General features: G+C 69.0%; 15 protein-coding genes. 8 read left to right on the plus strand and 7 right to left on the minus strand.

Going from position 1 to position 17,189, the window contains the following annotated elements:
- Positions 1 to 2: 2 nt before the first annotated feature.
- Both ABZ552_RS20075 and ABZ552_RS20080 read left to right on the plus strand, forming a co-directional pair.
- Positions 3 to 2,822: an aconitate hydratase gene (locus ABZ552_RS20075; protein ID WP_281879179.1), complete on the plus strand. Its 2,820-nt coding sequence runs from the start codon at positions 3 to 5 to the stop codon at positions 2,820 to 2,822.
- Positions 2,823 to 2,934: 112 nt separating this feature from the next.
- Positions 2,935 to 3,501: a TetR/AcrR family transcriptional regulator gene (locus tag ABZ552_RS20080; protein ID WP_067801764.1), complete on the plus strand. Its 567-nt coding sequence runs from the start codon at positions 2,935 to 2,937 to the stop codon at positions 3,499 to 3,501.
- A 42-nt stretch (positions 3,502 to 3,543) separates the two neighbouring features.
- On the opposite strand, the gene ABZ552_RS20085 is transcribed toward ABZ552_RS20080, so the two are convergent.
- Together ABZ552_RS20085 and ABZ552_RS20090 are read right to left on the minus strand one after the other, a co-directional pair.
- Entirely contained in the window at positions 3,544 to 4,338 is a 795-nt protein-coding gene (locus ABZ552_RS20085; protein WP_281917962.1) for a hypothetical protein, read from the minus strand.
- A 160-nt stretch (positions 4,339 to 4,498) separates the two neighbouring features.
- A complete protein-coding gene (locus tag ABZ552_RS20090) occupies positions 4,499 to 5,005 on the minus strand; it encodes a MarR family transcriptional regulator (protein ID WP_281879177.1) in 507 nt (168 codons plus the stop codon).
- A 160-nt stretch (positions 5,006 to 5,165) separates the two neighbouring features.
- On the opposite strand from ABZ552_RS20090, the gene ABZ552_RS20095 reads away from it, so the two are divergent.
- The 3 genes from ABZ552_RS20095 (at position 5,166) to ABZ552_RS20105 (ending at position 7,394) form a co-directional block, all read left to right on the plus strand.
- The gene (locus ABZ552_RS20095; protein ID WP_281880899.1) at positions 5,166 to 5,579 is read left to right on the plus strand and encodes a cupin domain-containing protein; all 414 of its coding nucleotides are present in this window, start codon (positions 5,166 to 5,168) and stop codon (positions 5,577 to 5,579) included.
- A gap of 385 nt (positions 5,580 to 5,964) precedes the next feature.
- Positions 5,965 to 6,420 carry a hypothetical protein gene (locus tag ABZ552_RS20100; protein WP_281879175.1) on the plus strand — a complete coding sequence of 152 codons (456 nt, stop codon included), beginning with the start codon at positions 5,965 to 5,967 and terminating at the stop codon, positions 6,418 to 6,420.
- Between the two features lie 44 nt (positions 6,421 to 6,464).
- Positions 6,465 to 7,394 carry a hypothetical protein gene (locus ABZ552_RS20105; RefSeq protein WP_281879174.1) on the plus strand — a complete coding sequence of 310 codons (930 nt, stop codon included), beginning with the start codon at positions 6,465 to 6,467 and terminating at the stop codon, positions 7,392 to 7,394.
- A gap of 322 nt (positions 7,395 to 7,716) precedes the next feature.
- Here ABZ552_RS20105 and ABZ552_RS20110 read toward each other — a convergent pair whose 3' ends face one another.
- Both ABZ552_RS20110 and ABZ552_RS20115 read right to left on the minus strand, forming a co-directional pair.
- Positions 7,717 to 7,947 (minus strand): helix-turn-helix domain-containing protein, encoded by a 231-nt coding sequence (locus ABZ552_RS20110; protein ID WP_040867425.1) that lies wholly within the window; start codon positions 7,945 to 7,947, stop codon positions 7,717 to 7,719.
- Positions 7,948 to 8,028: 81 nt separating this feature from the next.
- The gene (locus ABZ552_RS20115; RefSeq protein WP_357438950.1) at positions 8,029 to 9,660 is read right to left on the minus strand and encodes an ABC-F family ATP-binding cassette domain-containing protein; all 1,632 of its coding nucleotides are present in this window, start codon (positions 9,658 to 9,660) and stop codon (positions 8,029 to 8,031) included.
- Between the two features lie 167 nt (positions 9,661 to 9,827).
- Here ABZ552_RS20115 and ABZ552_RS20120 point away from each other — a divergent pair, with 167 nt between their 5' ends.
- Complete coding sequence (locus ABZ552_RS20120) at positions 9,828 to 10,592, plus strand: SDR family oxidoreductase (RefSeq protein WP_281879172.1); 765 nt, start codon at positions 9,828 to 9,830, stop codon at positions 10,590 to 10,592.
- A gap of 15 nt (positions 10,593 to 10,607) precedes the next feature.
- Here ABZ552_RS20120 and ABZ552_RS20125 read toward each other — a convergent pair whose 3' ends face one another.
- Both ABZ552_RS20125 and ABZ552_RS20130 read right to left on the minus strand, forming a co-directional pair.
- A complete protein-coding gene (locus ABZ552_RS20125) occupies positions 10,608 to 11,414 on the minus strand; it encodes a hypothetical protein (protein ID WP_357438953.1) in 807 nt (268 codons plus the stop codon).
- Positions 11,415 to 11,517: 103 nt separating this feature from the next.
- A complete protein-coding gene (locus ABZ552_RS20130; protein WP_357438955.1) occupies positions 11,518 to 13,728 on the minus strand; it encodes an MMPL family transporter in 2,211 nt (736 codons plus the stop codon).
- A 505-nt stretch (positions 13,729 to 14,233) separates the two neighbouring features.
- Here ABZ552_RS20130 and ABZ552_RS20135 point away from each other — a divergent pair.
- A complete protein-coding gene (locus ABZ552_RS20135; RefSeq protein WP_357438958.1) occupies positions 14,234 to 15,346 on the plus strand; it encodes a lycopene cyclase family protein in 1,113 nt (370 codons plus the stop codon).
- Positions 15,343 to 16,338: a Ku protein gene (locus ABZ552_RS20140; RefSeq protein ID WP_357438960.1), complete on the plus strand. Its 996-nt coding sequence runs from the start codon at positions 15,343 to 15,345 to the stop codon at positions 16,336 to 16,338. Before ABZ552_RS20135 ends, ABZ552_RS20140 begins: the two co-directional genes overlap by 4 nt.
- Positions 16,339 to 16,372: 34 nt before the next feature.
- On the opposite strand, the gene ABZ552_RS20145 is transcribed toward ABZ552_RS20140, so the two are convergent.
- Positions 16,373 to 17,083 carry a hypothetical protein gene (locus tag ABZ552_RS20145; protein ID WP_281879165.1) on the minus strand — a complete coding sequence of 237 codons (711 nt, stop codon included), beginning with the start codon at positions 17,081 to 17,083 and terminating at the stop codon, positions 16,373 to 16,375.
- Positions 17,084 to 17,189 lie beyond the last annotated feature (106 nt).

The raw sequence follows: 17,189 nt of genomic DNA on the forward strand, positions 1-17,189 counted from the left end.
ACGTGACGACAAGTATCGATACTTTCGGCGCCAAGGGCACCCTCGAGGTGGGAAGCAACTCCTACGAGATCTTCCGCCTCAACGCCGTGCCCGGCACCGAGAAACTCCCGTACGCACTGAAGGTCCTCGCGGAGAACCTCCTCCGCACCGAGGACGGCGCCAACATCACCGCCGATCACATTCGCGCCATCGCGAGCTGGGATCCCTCGGCGCAGCCGAACACCGAGATCCAGTTCACGCCCGCCCGCGTCATCATGCAGGACTTCACCGGCGTGCCGTGCATCGTCGACCTGGCCACGATGCGCGAGGCCGTGGCCACCCTGGGCGGCGACCCGGACAAGGTGAACCCGCTCGCTCCCGCCGAGATGGTCATCGACCACTCCGTCATCATCGACGTCTTCGGCCGCGCCGACGCCTTCGAGCGCAACGTCGACATCGAGTACCAGCGCAACGGCGAGCGTTACCAGTTCCTGCGCTGGGGCCAGACCGCGTTCGACGACTTCAAGGTCGTCCCGCCGAGCACCGGCATCGTGCACCAGGTCAACATCGAGCACCTGGCCCGCGTCGTCATGGTCCGCAACGGCCAGGCCTACCCCGACACCTGCGTCGGCACCGACTCGCACACCACCATGGTCAACGGCCTCGGCGTCCTCGGCTGGGGCGTGGGCGGCATCGAGGCCGAGGCGGCCATGCTGGGCCAGCCCGTCTCGATGCTGATCCCGCGCGTCGTCGGCTTCAAGCTGACCGGCGAGATCCAGCCGGGCGTGACCGCGACCGACGTGGTGCTCACCGTCACCGACATGCTGCGCAAGCACGGCGTGGTCGGCAAGTTCGTCGAGTTCTACGGCAAGGGCGTGGCCGAGGTGCCGCTGGCCAACCGCGCCACCCTGGGCAACATGAGCCCCGAATTCGGTTCCACCGCGGCGATTTTCCCCATCGACGACGTGACCGTCGACTACCTGCGCCTGACCGGCCGCTCCGACGAGCAGGTCGCGCTGGTCGAGGCGTACGCCAAGGAGCAGGGCCTCTGGCACGATCCCGACACCGAGCCCGCCTACTCCGAGTACCTCGAGCTGGACCTGAGCACCGTGGTGCCGTCCATCGCGGGCCCGAAGCGCCCGCAGGACCGGATCCTGTTGTCTGAGTCGAAGATCGCGTTCCGCAAGGACATCCACAACTACACCAACGACGCGGAGAGCGGCCCCGCCGCCGACACCCCGCACAGCAAGCTGGACGAGGCCGTCGAGGAATCCTTCCCGGCGAGCGACCCGGCGGTGCTGTCGTTCGCCGACGACGGCGCCGAGCCGCTGGTGTCGGCCGCCAACGGCGCCGAGGGCCGTCCGTCCAAGCCGGTGACGGTGCGCAGCGAGGAGTACGGCGACTTCGTGCTCGACCACGGCGCCGTCGTGGTCGCCTCGATCACTTCCTGCACCAACACCTCCAACCCGTCGGTCATGATCGGCGCGGCCCTGCTCGCCCGCAACGCGGTGGAGAAGGGCTTGGCCCGCAAGCCGTGGGTGAAGACGTCCATGGCGCCGGGTTCGCAGGTCGTCAACGGCTACTACGAGAAGGCCGGCCTGTGGCCGTACCTGGACAAGCTGGGCTTCAACCTGGTCGCGTTCGGTTGCGCCACCTGCATCGGCAACACCGGCCCGCTGCCGGAGGAGATCTCCAAGGCGGTCAACGACAACGACCTCACCGTCACCGCGGTGCTGTCGGGCAACCGTAACTTCGAAGGCCGTATCTCCCCCGACGTGAAGATGAACTACCTGGCCTCCCCGCCGCTGGTCATCGCCTACGCGCTCGCGGGAACCATGGACTTCGACTTCGAGAACGACCCGCTGGGCAAGGACACCGAGGGCAACGACGTCTTCCTGAAGGACATCTGGCCCTCGCCGCAGGAGATCCAGGACACCATCGACCGGGTCATCAGCCGCGACATGTTCCTCGAGGACTACAAGGACGTGTTCCGGGGCGACGAGCGCTGGCGCAGCCTGCCCACGCCGGAGGGCAAGACCTTCGAGTGGGACGCCGAGTCGACCTACGTGCGCAAGCCTCCGTACTTCGAGGGCATGCCGCAGACCCCGGAGCCGGTCACCGACATCAAGGGCGCCCGGGTGCTCGCGCTGCTCGGCGACTCGGTCACCACCGACCACATCTCCCCGGCGGGCAACATCAAGCCCGGCACCCCGGCCGCCCAGTACCTGGAGGCCAACGGCGTAGAGCGCAAGGACTACAACTCCTACGGCTCGCGCCGCGGCAACCACGAGGTGATGATCCGCGGCACCTTCGCCAACATCCGGCTGCGCAACCAGCTGCTCGACGACGTCTCGGGTGGTTACACCCGCGACTTCACCCAGCCCGGTGGCCCGCAGGCGTTCATCTACGACGCCTCGCAGAACTACCAGGCCGCGGGGATTCCGCTGGTCGTGCTCGGTGGCAAGGAGTACGGCTCGGGCTCCTCGCGCGACTGGGCCGCCAAGGGCACCAGCCTGCTGGGCGTGAAGGCCGTCATCACCGAGTCGTTCGAGCGCATCCACCGCTCCAACCTCATCGGCATGGGCGTCATCCCGCTGCAGTTCCCGGCGGGCGAGTCGGCCGCGTCGCTGAAGCTGGACGGCACCGAGACCTTCGACATCGAGGGCATCACCCAGCTGAACGAGGGTGTCACCCCGAAGACGCTGAAGGTCACCGCCACCAAGGAGAACGGTGACAAGATCACCTTCGACGCGGTGGTGCGGATCGACACCCCCGGTGAGGCCGACTACTACCGCAACGGCGGCATCCTGCAGTACGTGCTGCGCAACATGATCGGTGCTTGATCGCGCCACTTCGGCGGCGCGGGTCCGCGCCTCCGAGGTCTAGTGTTCGCGAGAACCCCCGCATCGGTGGACCGCCGATGCGGGGGTCCGTGTTTCCCCGCTGGAGGATTCCGTGCCCAAGGTCAGTGACGATCACCTCGCCGCCCGGCGCAGCCAGATTCTCGATGGAGCACGCCGTTGCTTCGCCGAGTACGGCTACGACGGCGCAACCGTGCGCCGCCTCGAGGAGGAGATCGGGCTATCCAGGGGCGCCATTTTCCACCACTTCCGCGACAAGGACGCGCTGTTCTTCGCCCTCGCTCAGGAGGACGCCGAACGCATGGCCGACGTCGCGGCCAACCAGGGCATCGTGCAGGTGATGCGCGACATGCTCGCCCACCCGGAGCAGTTCAACTGGCTCGGTACGCGTTTGGAGATCGCGCGACGGCTGCGCACCGACCCCGAGTTCCGCGCGGGCTGGACCCAGCGTTCGGCCGAACTCACCGCCGCCACCCTGGCCCGCCTGGAACGCCGCAAGGCCGCGGGCGCGCTGCGCGACGACGTGCCCACCGACGTTCTGCTCGGTTACCTGGACCTGGTCCTCGACGGACTCATCGCCCGGATCGCCTCCGGGCACACCAACGAGAACCTCTCGGCGGTGCTGGATTTGGTCGAGGCGTCGGTCCGTCGCAAGCAATGAGCGCTGCCCCGCCGCCGCGGGTCCTCGGGTGGCGGAAGGTGCTCAGTACGTCGTATTGATGTACTCGGCGGCGTGCGTGGTCCACGGGACGTTCGTCCCGGGCATGTGCTGATGGTTGTAGAGGACGTGCTGGCCGTAGGGCCACGGGGTGAGGTAGCCGACGACGCCGCGGACCGCCGCGGTGTAGCGGTCGAGGTTGCCGATCGGGTCGCGCAGCAGGATCTCCAGCAGTTCGGCGAAGATCAGCGGCGCGACGTCGCCGATGCGGGCGCCCTCCACGAAGGAGAACGGCGAGATGCCCACGTCGATGACGCGCAACGGCGAATTGCCCGGTGACGCGGTGATGATGTCGCCCGGATTGGCGTACTCGCGCACCGCGACCGAGGCGGGCCACGCGCCGCGCTGCCCGTGCAGGCCGAACGTATTCGCCGGGCAGAGATTCGCCACCGACTGCCCGGCGCGGCGCAGGGGGTTGGCGATGTTCACCACGAAGGCGATTTCCAGCGGCGTGCCGTCGGTGTTCTTGTACTTCCCGGACTGGACACCCTCCAGGATGCGGCTGGCGCAGATGCCGCCGAGCGAATAGCTCAGCAGGCCGCAGACGTTCGGCGAGTCCTGGATCGCCTTCACCCCGGCGGCGACTCCGAGCCGTACCGAGGTCTCCAGCGAAGGTCCCCACGCCTCCGGGACAGGGCCGACAGAAGCGGGCCAATCCGGTTCGAAGCAGCTGAATCTGCTGGTGTCGAGCAGTTTCGTGACGTCGTGCAGCATGCCCGCGGGCGTTCCGCCGGAGTTGCGCGGCTCGCCGGTGCCGCGGAGCGTGATGATGTCGATCATCGTGTCCTCCTTGCACAACCGCGCCGACCCCTTCGGCACGGAATCCCAAGGTAGACCCGCCGCGGCGCGTTGACACGAGTATCGGGCTACCTCATCGAGGCACGAGTTCTCCCATGTAGAGCGCGATTCAGTGCGGAGACGGGTGCGTGAGCTATCGCGATTACGCGCCCGGTTCCATGCTGCTGAGCAGGATTCGCGCGATTCGGTCCAGTTCCCGGCGTTCGCTCGCGGTGAGCACCGACAGCAGCCGGGTCTCGTTCGCGGTGTGCTCGGTGACCACGGTGTCGACCAGTTCGCGCCCCGGTTCGGTCAGGGCGACGCGCACCGCCCGGCGGTCGTGCGCGTCGGCCACGCGCCGCACCAGCCCCGCCGACTCCAGGCGATCCAGCCGTCCGGTCATGCCCGCACGTGACAGCATCAACGTGTCGGCGAGGGCCGAGGGGTTGAGTTCGAACGGCTCGCCCGAACGGCGCAGCGCGGCAAGCACATCGAACTCGCCGCGTTGCAGGCCGTGCTTGCCGAACACCGCCTCGATCTCCCGCTGGGCCACCACCAGCAGCCGGCCCAGCCGTCCGACCACGGCCATCGCCTCGAGATCGAGGTCGGGGCGTTCCCGTTCCCACTGCGCCACGATCGCGTCCACGGCGTCCGTCTTCCGCTCGGTCATGGACAAGATTCTATTCGGTGGGATATAGTTCGGTATCGAATTATCAGCGGACGAACTAATGGAGACCCCGATGCACACCCCCACTGCTCGCAAGGACGTCGCGATCCGCCAGCCGCAGGACGCGGAGACCCTGCGCACCACATCGGTCACCCTGCGCCTGCTGATCGACGCCGAGGAGGCGGGCGGCGGCCTGAGCACACTCGAGGTCAGCATGGATCGCGGCGCGGACGGGGCGGCGCCGCATTACCACACGCGTTCCGACGAGCTTTTCTACGTCGCCGAGGGGGAACTGCAACTGCTGGCCGGTGACCGCATCGTCACCGTCGGCGCGGGCGGGTCGATCGTTGTCCCGAAATTCATGCCGCATGCCTTCGGCGCCGCGCCCGACAGCACGGCGCGCATCCTCATCGCGCTCACCCCGGGCGTGCAGCGATTCGAGTACTTCCGGCTGCTGGAGCGGATCGCCGCGGGAGAATCCACGATGACCGAACTCGCCGCCGCGCAGGAAGAGTTCGACAACCACTTCATCGACGCTCCCGCCTGGTGGGCGGAGCGCAACGCGAACCGGGGCTGACTTCCAGCGAAGCTCGGAACCGCGGACACACAACCGGATTCGGGCAAGCCGATCAGACGCGACGCAGATCGGGGCGAAGGACATACGATGCCGTGCACACCCGGCCGCCATGACCCCACCGAGCTGCGCGAATGTACAGATGCACAGCCGCCAATATCGGGCTATGGACACCGTCCGTGCACCGCGTGCGAATAGCTCCTTGATTGCGCTGGAGGTATTTCCAGCCTACCGGAAATCTTTCGGCCCTCGCCGCTTTTGGATCGGAATTCGGTTTGCCACGGGCCGGGAAATCTCGCGATCCGAGCCGGTAGCGCCCCTCGCCGCGATATGATCGCTCACACGCTTGGGGGTCGTGGCAAATCGTGAGCAGATCGGAGAAACGGCTATGACCGACGCAATCCACCCTCCCGGTACGACGCCGAAGGCTGACCGCGTTCCTCCGCTCCAGGGCCTGCTGGTCGCGGAATCCGACCGGCAGATCAGCGTGCGCGTCGCCGAGGGAACGTGGACCTTCAGTCGGTCCGATGTCCTGCGCGTGATCGATTCCGCGGCGCCGCACGCCGATCAGGACGGCCGCCCGGTGCTGGTGGACATCCGGGCGGGCGCCACCGCCGATTTCACCCGCAGGCTGCGCATCGATCTGGTCGATCGGCCGATGACCATCCCGGAGTCACCGTCGGAGGCGCTCGGCGACGAGCAGCTGCGTCAGCTCACCGAAACCTGGGCCGACCGGCTGCAACTCGTCGATTCTCCGGGCGCGGGCGGGGCGACGTTCACCTACTGCCAGACCAAGACGATCAACGGCAGCGACGACGGCATCAACTGCGACAGCCTCGACTGAGCGGCAGGCCGATGGCCGCACGCCGGCGCGGTTCGGTCCTGATCGTGTCCGAATCCGATGATCTACACGCCACCGCGATGGCGGCGACCCTGCGAGAACACCACGGGCTCGGCCCGATCCACCTCGACCTGCGTGATTTCCCCCGGGAGTCCGGCAGCTTCCGGCTGGACCGGCTCGGCACCACGCGGTCGCTGTCGCACCTGATCGGCCTCGACGACGTCCGGTCGGTGTGGTGGCGGCGCCCGCACCCCGCGCGGGTACCCGCGAGCGTCCGCTCCTCGGACAACGATTTTCGCCAAGCCGAGTGCGACGGATTCATCCAGGGCCTGCTCTGGTCCATCCCGGCTTACTGGGTCAACGACCCGGGCGCCGACCGCACCGCGGGACGCAAGATCGTGCAACTGGAGACGGCGTTGCGGGCCGGGTTCGCGGTGCCGGAGACTCTGATCACCAATGATCCGGACGAGGCGCGCAGCTTCGTCGAATCCCGTCCCGGCCCGGTCGTTTACAAGCGCACCGGCACCAGCCGAGCGGAGTTCGCCGAGACCAGGATCATCTCCAGGGACGATTTCGGCAGGCTGGCCGCGATCCGTTCGGCGCCGACCACCTTCCAGGACTACGTCGACGCCACCTGCGATCTACGCGTGGTCTGGGTCGACGGCGTCGAATGGACCGTGCGCATCGACTCGCAGGCGGGCGTCGGGAAGGTCGACTCCCGCCTGGACACGTCGGTCGATTTCGTGCCCGGCCAGCTGCCCGCCTCGGTGAGCAAGTCGCTGGCCACCCTGATGGGCGCGCTCGGATTGTCCTTCGGCGTCCTCGACATTCGGCTCGGCCGCGACGGCGAGTACTACTTCTTGGAGGTCAACCCGCAGGGCCAGTTCGCCTACCTGGAGATCAAAACCGGACTGCCGATCTTTCGCAGCCTGGCCAACCTGCTGGTGGACGGTGACGGCATGGTGGCGGGCTACTGAGCACAACCGCCATCCCGCGCCGTCGGCAGCGGAAACCCCGGTAGGCGAGATTCATTCATCGCGTCGAGGCAGGACTCCCGCGCTGCCCCGGCACGCGCCGACACGGTCACCGGCTTACCCGGTTGCCCTTCAGGCGAACAACGCCGACGGCAAGTCCGCGCCGACCCGCCGGGCGGCCGCCTCGGCGGTTCCTAGGGGAACGGACGGCGGAACCATCATCCGTGACAGCGGGCTCCGCACCGCGAGGCCCCTTCCGCCGGCCACGTGTACGGCACCGTGCGACGGGTTCCTCGCGGCGCGAATTCCGCGCGCCGTGGCGGTGCTATTGACCCTTGCGGCGATTGGCTCCGCCCCGGCTGCGGAGCTGCACATGCGACTCCACGAGCACGTTGTGGATGAAGCCGTAGGAGCGGCCGGTGGACCGCGCCAATGACCGGATGCTCGCACCCGCCTCGTATTGTTTCTTCAGCTGGGTCTGTAGGCGGTCGCGTGACTTCCCGGTGACGCGTGTGCCCTTACCCAATGTGGCCTTGCTTTGTGGCCTGTCGCTCATGGCTTCCTCCGAGTCGCCGAGCAGCGTCTTTCCAGGCTAAGCACTCAGCAGGCCGTGATCAACGGGTTCCTGTGATGAAACTCACGCGAGCTGAATAAGTTCCAGGTATTCGGCCGACCAATGGTCTTCTGTCCCGTCCGGAAGCAGGATCACGCGTTCCGGAGACAGCGCCTCCGCTGCGCCGGGGTCGTGGGTTACCAGCACCACCGCGCCCGCGTAGGTGCGCAGGGCGTCGAGCACCTGCTCCCGCGACACCGGGTCGAGGTTGTTCGTCGGCTCGTCCAGCAGCAGCACGTTCGCCGCCGAGGAGACCAATCCGGCGAGTGCGAGCCTGGTCTTCTCACCACCCGACAGGGTGCCCGCCGGCTGCTCGAGTTGCGGACCGGAGAACATGAAAGCGCCGAGCAGGCCGCGCAGATCCTGCTCGCCCGCGTCCGGCGCGGCGTGGCGGATGTTCTCCCACACGGTGGCGTTGTCGTCCAGGGTGTCGTGCTCCTGGGCGAAGTAGCCGATCTTCAGGCCGTGCCCCGGCACCAGCCCGCCCGCCGTCGGCTGCTCGACGCCGGCCAGCAGGCGCAGCAGCGTCGTCTTGCCCGCACCGTTGAGTCCGAGGACGACCACCCGGCTGCCGCGATCGATCGCGAGGTCGACGCCGGTGAAGATCTCCAGCGAGCCGTAGACCTTGGTCAGGTTCTCGGCCATCAGGGGGGTCTTGCCGCAGGCAGCGGGCTCGGGGAACTTGATCCGGGCGACTTTGTCGGCCACGCGCACGTCGTCGAGCTCCGCCAGCAGGCGATCGGCGCGCTTGGCCATGTTCTGCGCCGCAGTCGCTTTGGTGGCCTTCGCGCCGAGCTTGGCCGCTTGGGCGCGCAGCGCACTGGCCTTCTTCTCGGCGTTCGCGCGTTCGCGGCGCCTGCGCTGCTCATCGGTCGCGCGCGCGTCGAGGTACTTCTTCCAGCCCATGTTGTAGACGTCGGCCTCGCCGCGCACCGCGTCCAGGAACCACACCTTGTTCACCACGTCGGCGAGCAGGTCGACGTCGTGGCTGATGACGATCAGTCCGCCGTCGTGGTTCTGCAGGAAGCCGCGCAGCCAGGTGATCGAGTCGGCGTCGAGATGGTTGGTCGGCTCGTCCAGCAGCAGGATGGTGTCGGAGCGCCCGCCGCTGCCGTCGGAAGCGGCGAACAGGATGCGCGCCAATTCGATTCGGCGCCGCTGGCCACCGGAGAGGGTGCGCAACGGCTGGCCGAGGACCCGGTCGGGCAGGCCGAGACTGTGGCAGATGCGCGCGGCCTCGCTCTCGGCGACGTAGCCGCCGAGTGCCGAGAAGCGCTCCTCGAGCCTGCCGTACTTGCGGACGGCCTTCTCGCGCTCCTTGTCGTCGGCCACCTCGGCCATCAGCGCCTGCTGCTTCTCCATTTCCCGGATCAGCGTGTCCAAGCCGCGGGCGGACAGCACCCGGTCGCGAGCCAGCACGTCCAGATTGCCCTCGCGCGGATCCTGCGGCAGGTAACCGATGTCGCTGGAGCGAAGGATCTTCCCGGCGTACGGCTCACCCTCACCGGCCAGGATGCGCAGCGTGGTGGTCTTCCCCGCGCCGTTGCGCCCGACCAGCCCGATCCGGTCGCCCGCCTGCACCCGCAGCGCCGGTCCCGGAGCGGACAGCAGGGTGCGGACTCCGGCCCGGACCTCCAGGTCGGTCGCGGTGATCACAAACTTCTCCTCGCGGATCGTGGTGCTGGACGCGTGCTCGATTGTGCGACCCGACGCGCACAAGAACCACCGATTTTACCTGGGACCAGTGGTGGTGCCCCATCCCAGCACCCCGCATGTGACGGCGGTAACGGCCCGTACGATCGCCTGCGCTAGCGTGCGATGCCATGAGTACCGATCTATTGGGCAAGAGCGCTCTGGTCACGGGGGCCAGCCGTGGCATCGGCAAGGCGGTCGCGGCGGAACTGCTCGGCCGCGGCGCGAACGTGCTGATCACCGCGCGGAAGAAGGATCCGCTGGAGGAGGCCGCCGCGGAGCTGCGCGAACTGGGTCACCAGGGCCAGGTCGTCGCCCTGGCCGGCAACTCGGGTGTCGCCGCGGATCGGGCGGCCGCGGTCGAGCGCGCGGTCACGGAGTTCGGTTCGCTGGACGTGCTGATCAACAACACCGGCATCAACCCGGTCTACGGCTCCCTGATGGACGCCGACCTGGACGCCGTGCGCAAGATCTTCGACGTGAACGTGGTCGCGGCTCTCGGCTACATCCAGGAGGCCTACCGGGCGTGGATGCGCGACCACGGCGGCGCCGTGGTCAACGTGGCCAGCGTGGCGGGCATCCGCTCGACCGGCGTGATCGCCGCCTACGGCGCGTCCAAGTCCGCGCTGATCCATCTCACCGGCGAACTCGCCTGGCAGCTGGGGCCGAAGATCCGGGTGAACGCCGTCGCCCCCGGCGTGATCAAGACCAAGTTCGCCGACGCGCTGTACTCGGCCGACGAGGAACGCGCCGCGAGCGTGTACCCGATGAAGCGGTTGGGCAGCCCGGAGGATGTGGCGCGCTTGATCGGATTCCTGGTTTCGGACGAGGCTGCGTGGATCACCGGCGAGACGGTGCGCGTGGACGGCGGATTGCTCTCCACCGGCGGTATCTGACCGGCGACAGCGCCGCTACCGGAACGCCAGCGCGCCGAGCGTGTCGGCGTGCCGGTAGCGCAGGTATTTCTCCACGGTTGGGGCGTCGACCGCGCCGGTGGCCGTCGCCAGCGTCACCACCACGAATTCCTTCTCGGTGCCGTCCTTCCACTTGCCGGTCGCATAGCCCTTGATGTACGTGCCGGGACGCAGGGTGAGGTCCGCGTCGGTGAACCGGTCTTTCGCCGCGGCCGCCTTGCCCTGGTCGGCCATGCCGAGGACGAACTGGGTGAGCATGAGCGCGCCGCCCTCGGCGCGATACACCAGCTCCGCCGCGTAGACGCAGCCGAGGCCGGTGAGCTTGCCCGCCGCTTCGATCGGATGGCAATCGGCGTGATCACGGCCGTCGACCCAGTCGGCGTGCAACTCGACGCGATCGAACCGGAAGTCCCAGTCTTTCGCGTATTCCGTGTAGCTCAGCCTGCCCGACGAAGGGCGCGTACCGCCCGGCGTGGGCCGCGCGGGTCGAGTGCTGGTGACGCCGCCCGCGCGGGTGGTCGCCTCGGCGGACGTGGCCGCGGCCTGCGCGTGCCCCGGCACCCGCGAATGCGCCGACACGCCGATCCCGACCGCCACCAGCACGGCGACCACGCCGACCGCCAGCGCGACGATCACGCCGGTTCCGCGCCTGGGCGGCGGAGGTAGGGGCGGCGCCTCCCACGCCTGCATCGGGTACGCGCTCGGCGGGGACATGCTTCCCCAGTCCGGCGCGTGCCGCGCCTCGTCCGATTTCCCGTAATCCGCTCGGCCGCCGCCGAATCCGGAACCGGACGGGTAGGTCATCGCGGTCGCCCTCCACATTCCCGGCAGCCGTCCCACCCCGTGTGGGCCTCCCCGGAGCTGCCGGACCGACCCTACCGGATCGGGCTCGTCCGATCGTCGCGGCTCAGAGCCGCGCGGGCTGGAGCCAGTCCTCCCGTCCCGCGACCGGGGGAGCGGCAGGCTCCTCGTCGATGCCGAAGCGCCGGTGCAGTGCGCGCAACGGGCCGGGCGCGTACCAGTTCCAGTGGCCGAGCAATTCCATCGCCGCGGGCAGCAGGAAGCCGCGCACCAGGGTCGCGTCCACCAGGACGGCGAGCGGAAGCCCGATACCGAACGCCTTCATGAAGGTGATGTCGGAGGCCAGGAAACCGAGGAAGACCAGCGAGATCAGGACCGCCGCGGCCGTGACGATCCGGCCGATGCGCTCCAGCCCGGAGGTGACGGCCAGCGCGTTCGATCGGGTGCGCTGGTACTCCTCCCGAATGCGCGCCAGCAGGAAGACCTGGTAGTCCATGGCGAGACCGAACGCGACGCCGAACAGCATGACCGGAACCGTCGGCGGCAGGTCGCCGGTGACGGTGAAACCGAGCAGCCCGGACAGGTGCCCGTCCTGGAAGATCCAGACCAGCGCACCGAAGGTCGCGGTGAGGCTCAGGAAGCTGAGCACGACCGCCAGCAGCGGGAGCACGACGCTGCCGGTGAGCAGGAACAGGACCACCACCATGATCAGCACGACGAAGGCCAGCGCGTAGGGCAGCGCCGAGATCACCGAGCCGATGGCGTCCGCGTTGGCCGCGGCAACGCCGCCGACCAGCACCGGCGAGGCGGCGGGCGTCGCGCGCACGTCATCGGCGATCCGGTCCAGCACCGTGGGATCGGTGGTGTCCGGGACCACCGTGAGATAGGCGGCGTTCGCGGCGCGGAAGCGGCCGTTGGCCTCGGTGGGCGCGGCGAGCAGCCCGCCGTGGCTGTAACTGCCGGTGGCGGTGTCGACCCGGCGGACGTTCTCGATCTCCGACAGTTCCCGGGCGTAGGCGTCCAATCCGGCGGCGCTGTAGGCGCTTTCGGGCAGTACCGCGAACAGACCGTTCTGCTCGGTGGCGGAGAAGTCGCGCTGGATGGTCTCGGTGACCTGGCGATTGTTCATCGACTCCGGCAGCGACCGTTCGTCGGGGAAGCCGAGCTGCACGCCGAGGAACGGCGCGCCCAGCACGAGCAGCAGGGCGGTCACCGCCAGGCCGATGGGCACCGGCCGCATCATCACGAACCGCGCCAGGCGGTGCCAGGCGCCCTCGCCGGGCGCGGGGCGAGCGGCGCGCAGGAACCACCACAACTGGCCGTTGTCGATCTTGGTGCCGAGCAGGAACAGGATCGCCGGCAGCACGGTCAGCGACACCGTCGCGGCGATCACCGCGACGGCCAGACCCGCGTAACCCATCGACCGCACGGCCAGCAGCGGGAAGAACAGCAGGCCCGACAGTGCGACCGCGACGGTGACGGCGGAGAACAGGACGGTCCGGCCCGCCGAGCGCATGGTCGCCGCCACCGCGGCGCCGGGCTGCTGACCGGCGACCAGTTCGTCGCGGTAGCGGCTGATGATCAGCAGGCTGTAGTCGATCGCCAGGCCGAGCCCGAGCAGGGTGGCGACGTTGGTCGCGGTGGCGGCGAGATCGGTGACGCTCGCGATCAGCCACAGCGCGCCCATCGTGATCATCACCGTGATCATCGCGACCACCAGCGGCAGGCTGGCCGCGACCAGGCCGCCGAACACGAGCAGCAGGGCGACCAGCGTGATCGGGAAGGCGATGGATTCGCCCAGCACGACGTCCTTCTCGCTCTGCTGCACCGTCTCGTGCAGCAGCATCGCGTAGCCGCCGACCCGCACCTCGAGCGGGCCGCGCGTGCCGCCGAACCGGTCGGCGAGGTCGCCCACCCGCTTGTCGACCTCGGCCTCCTCGCCGAGGATGCTGGCCACGATCAGGCCCTTGGTGCCGTCGGTGCTGCGCAGCGCGGGCGATTTGTCGGTCCAGTAGGACGTGACGCCCGCGACGCCGGGCTCCGACTTCAGCTCGGTGGCCAGGTTCGTCGCCGCGGTGGCCGCGGCGTCGTCGTCGACCGATCGGCGAGTCTGCACCAGCAGCACGAAATTCGGGGTGGCCTCGCCGAAGGTGTCGCGCAGCACGGCGGTCGCCCGGCTCGATTCGCTGTCGGGGTCGATGTACCCGCCGCCCTGCACTTTGTCGAACAGCGTCGCGCTCAGCGTGCCCATCGCCAGTGCGAGCACCACGAACACGGCGAGGATCCACCGGCTGCGCCGCCTGGTCAGTTCGAACACTGCGTCTACCCCTAACTCGTTCCGGTCGTGCCGCTTTCGCTCTCGGACGCCAGCGGTCGCCGGTCGGCAACCTGCCCGGCGCGCCATCCGCGGCGCACCGGTGCGCCGACACCTGACACTCGGCACCGGAGCCGGATGCGTGCGCCAGCGCCCCGGCATCCTAGCAACGCGCGACAAACTACGGTGAGCGCGAACACATTCCATCGGCACACGGCCCGGCCACGACCGGTCCTGCCGAGGCGCGGCCGCACTCCCGGGGACGCTCGGCCCGCACCGACCGGCCGCGCGGGTGCGCGTCGAAGTCGCCCCCTCTTCGTGGTCACCGACTGCGGTCTGGACACCGATCCGCGCCGGTCACGTTTCGGCACGCGGGCTTGGCACTCCGGAGCACCGCGAAGCCGGATCCTCCGCCCCTTCCCGTGTGGGCGGTACCCGCGTCGAGTGCGCAGATGAGAGGCTGCCACCATGCCTCGCATCGCATCACCGCGAACCTCAGGCCCGTGACGTGACACCCGACTTGGTCGTCTGCGGTCTCGGCCCGGCCGGTCGCGCCCTCGCGCACCGCGCCGTGGCGCGCGGGCTCACGGTCACCGTGGTGGATCCCGCGCCGGAGCGCAGGTGGACCGCCACCTACGCGGTGTGGGCCGACGAACTGCCGGAGTGGCTGGCGCCGGATGTCGTCGCGGCGACGGTGCCCCGGCCGCTGGCCTGGGGAACGCGCGCGCACCGGGTGGACCGCCCCTACGTCGTGCTGGACACCGGTAGATTGCAGACCGCGCTGGGGCTGGCCGACGCGAACGTCGTCACCGACCGCGCGGCCCACATCGCTCCCGAACGGGTGACCTTGGTCTCCGGTGCGACGATCACCGGCGCGAGGGTGATCGACGCGCGCGGCCTGGCCCGCTCACCCGCCCGGGCCGAGCAGACCGCCTACGGCGTCATCGTGGACGCGGAACGCTGCGGCGGACTCGACCCGCTGTTCATGGACTGGCGGCCGGACAACGGCGCCGCGCCCGGCGCGCCGCGCTCGTTCCTCTACGCCGTCCCGTTGGACGCCGAGCGGATGCTGCTCGAGGAAACCTGCCTGGCCGGTCGTCCCGCGTTGACCGGTGCGCAACTGCGCGCGCGCTTGCGGCACCGGCTCGATGCCAGGGGCATTCGATACACCGGCGAGGAGCCCGTGGAACACGTCCGATTTCCGGTGCAGGGCGGCCGCCCCGGGCCTCGGAGATTCGGGGCGGCGGGCGGATTCCTGCACCCTGCGACCGGGTACAGCGTCGGCGCCACGCTGGCTTCCGCCGACGCGGTGGCGGCGGGACAGGACGTGTGGCCTGCCGCAGCACGCGTCGTCCACCGGCTGCGCGGTGCCGGGCTGCGCGCCCTGCTCGCGCTGCCGCCCGATGATCTCCCGCTGTTCTTCGACACCTTCTTCGCGCTGCCCCCGGCGACCCAACGCGCGTATCTGTCGGGCCGCACCGACCTCGCGGGCACGGCCAAGGCGATGAGTGCGCTCTTCGTGGCGTTGCCGGGGCGGCTACGGCGGCGCGTCGCGGCCGCGACACTCGGGGTTCCGGTTCCCGCGCGAGGTCGAGGGGCTTCGGCCATGATGGGTGTATGAGATCGATCTGGAAGGGCTCGATCGCATTCGGGCTGGTGAATGTTCCGGTGAAGGTGTACACCGCCACCGAGGACCACGACATCCGGTTCCATCAGGTGCACGCCAAGGATGGAGGCCGGATCAAATACGAGCGCGTCTGCACCGTGTGCGGTGAATCCGTCCAGTACACCGAGATCGACAAGGCCTACGAGTCCCCGGACGGCGACAAGATCGTCCTCAGTGACGAGGACTTCGCGAAACTGCCGGTGGCCGAGAAGCACGAGATCCCGGTGCTCCAGTTCGTGCCGTCCGAGCAGATCGACCCGATCCTGTTCGAGAAAAGCTACTACCTGGAACCGGATTCCAGCACGCCGAAGGCCTACGTCCTGCTGGCGCGGACGCTGGAGAAGATCGAGCGCACCGCCCTGGTGTATTTCACGCTGCGGCAGACGACGCGGCTGGCCGCGCTGCGCGTGCGTGAGGGCGTTCTGGTGGTCCAGACGCTGCTGTGGCCGGACGAGGTCCGCTCCGTCGACTTCGAATCCCTCGACGGTGTCGCCGACCCCAGGCCGCAGGAGATCAAGATGGCCGAGACGCTCGTCGAGGCCATGTCCGACGACTTCGATCCGGAGCAGTTCACCGACGAGTACCAGATCGAATTGAAGCGCTTGCTCGACGAGGCGATCGCCAGCGGCACCGGCAAGGTGCCCGAGCAGCCGGAGCTCGCGCCGAGCGGGATGGACGCCGAGGTGGTCGACCTGGTCGCCGCCCTGCAGCGCAGCCTGGAGGCGAGCGGGCGCAGGACCGCGGGTGGCGACGGCGCGGAGCCGAAGAAGACCGCGAGGAAGGCCGCGGCCAAGAGCGCCGGAGCCAAGAGCGCCGGAGCCAAGAGCGCCGCCAAGAGCACCGCGTCCAAGAGCGGCGCCTCGAAGAGCGCGGCCACCAAGAGCACGGCGAAGAAGATGCCTGCGAAGAAGGCGGCAAAAAAGGCCCCGACGCGCAAAGGCGCCTGACGACCGCGGAGCGGAACCGCAGTGCGGCGGCGCGTCAGCCCTCCGCCGCGAGCTGCCTGCCCTCTTCGAAGAACTCCAGCAATGCCGCGACGGTGTTCACCGCGCCGCGCGGCCTGCGCGCGCCGAACGGCGCGTTCCAGAAATCGCCGGTCCGTGGCGTCCATGGTCCGATGTAGGCGTACGGGCCGGGATGGGCGTCGTCTCCCGGCGAGACCCCGTAGTTCACCTCGTCGAGCGTGCTCGACAGATCGAAATGCTCCGGCCACAGCACCGGCGTCACGCCGGAAGCCAGGCAGCGCAACGCCTTGTCCCCTACCGCGAGCCAGTCTTCGATCAACCCGGCCGCCGAGGGATCCACCTCGATCGTCGCATCGGGGTCTACGCCCGTGGTGTCCGCGTACACACCCTCCGGCGGCCCAGGTTCGAAACCCGCAGCCCGGGCGAGTTCTCGATAGGTTCCCTCCAGCAGGACCCGCCCTTCCGGCCAGACCAATTCCGCTCCGACAACCGAGACCGGCCACCGCACACCCCCGAAGCCTCCCCGCACGACGCCCAACCGGATGGTGCCGAACTCCCGGAATTGCGGCCCAGCGATCAACAACTCCGCGACCGCGTGCAACCCGGCGCGCGATCGCCGATACGTCACCTCGTCCACCACCGCATCATCTCCGCTGTCCCATACCTCGCGCAGGGGTTTCCGACGGGTGGCGCCCGGCTTCGCCCATTCACTCTCGGATGCCGGCACGCTTGCGATTCTCAGCCAGAGGCGAAGGCGTTCGGCAGCACCAGCGGAGCGCCCGGGATGTGCGACGAACGAAGCAATTCGGCCTTGTCGGCTTGATCGGGTGGTC

Source organism: Nocardia sp. NPDC019219 (assembly GCF_040632645.1).
Taxonomy (GTDB): domain Bacteria; phylum Actinomycetota; class Actinomycetes; order Mycobacteriales; family Mycobacteriaceae; genus Nocardia; species Nocardia sputorum.

Coding starts and splice junctions, on each gene's coding strand:
- ABZ552_RS20085 (WP_281917962.1), bottom strand. CDS start 4,338: ATGATCGACATCATCACGCTCCGCGGCACCGGCGAGCCGCGCAACTCC.
- ABZ552_RS20090 (WP_281879177.1), bottom strand. CDS start 5,005: ATGACCGAGCGGAAGACGGACGCCGTGGACGCGATCGTGGCGCAGTGG.
- ABZ552_RS20100 (WP_281879175.1), top strand. CDS start 5,965: ATGACCGACGCAATCCACCCTCCCGGTACGACGCCGAAGGCTGACCGC.
- ABZ552_RS20110 (WP_040867425.1), bottom strand. CDS start 7,947: ATGAGCGACAGGCCACAAAGCAAGGCCACATTGGGTAAGGGCACACGC.
- ABZ552_RS20120 (WP_281879172.1), top strand. CDS start 9,828: ATGAGTACCGATCTATTGGGCAAGAGCGCTCTGGTCACGGGGGCCAGC.
- ABZ552_RS20125 (WP_357438953.1), bottom strand. CDS start 11,414: ATGACCTACCCGTCCGGTTCCGGATTCGGCGGCGGCCGAGCGGATTAC.
- ABZ552_RS20140 (WP_357438960.1), top strand. CDS start 15,343: ATGAGATCGATCTGGAAGGGCTCGATCGCATTCGGGCTGGTGAATGTT.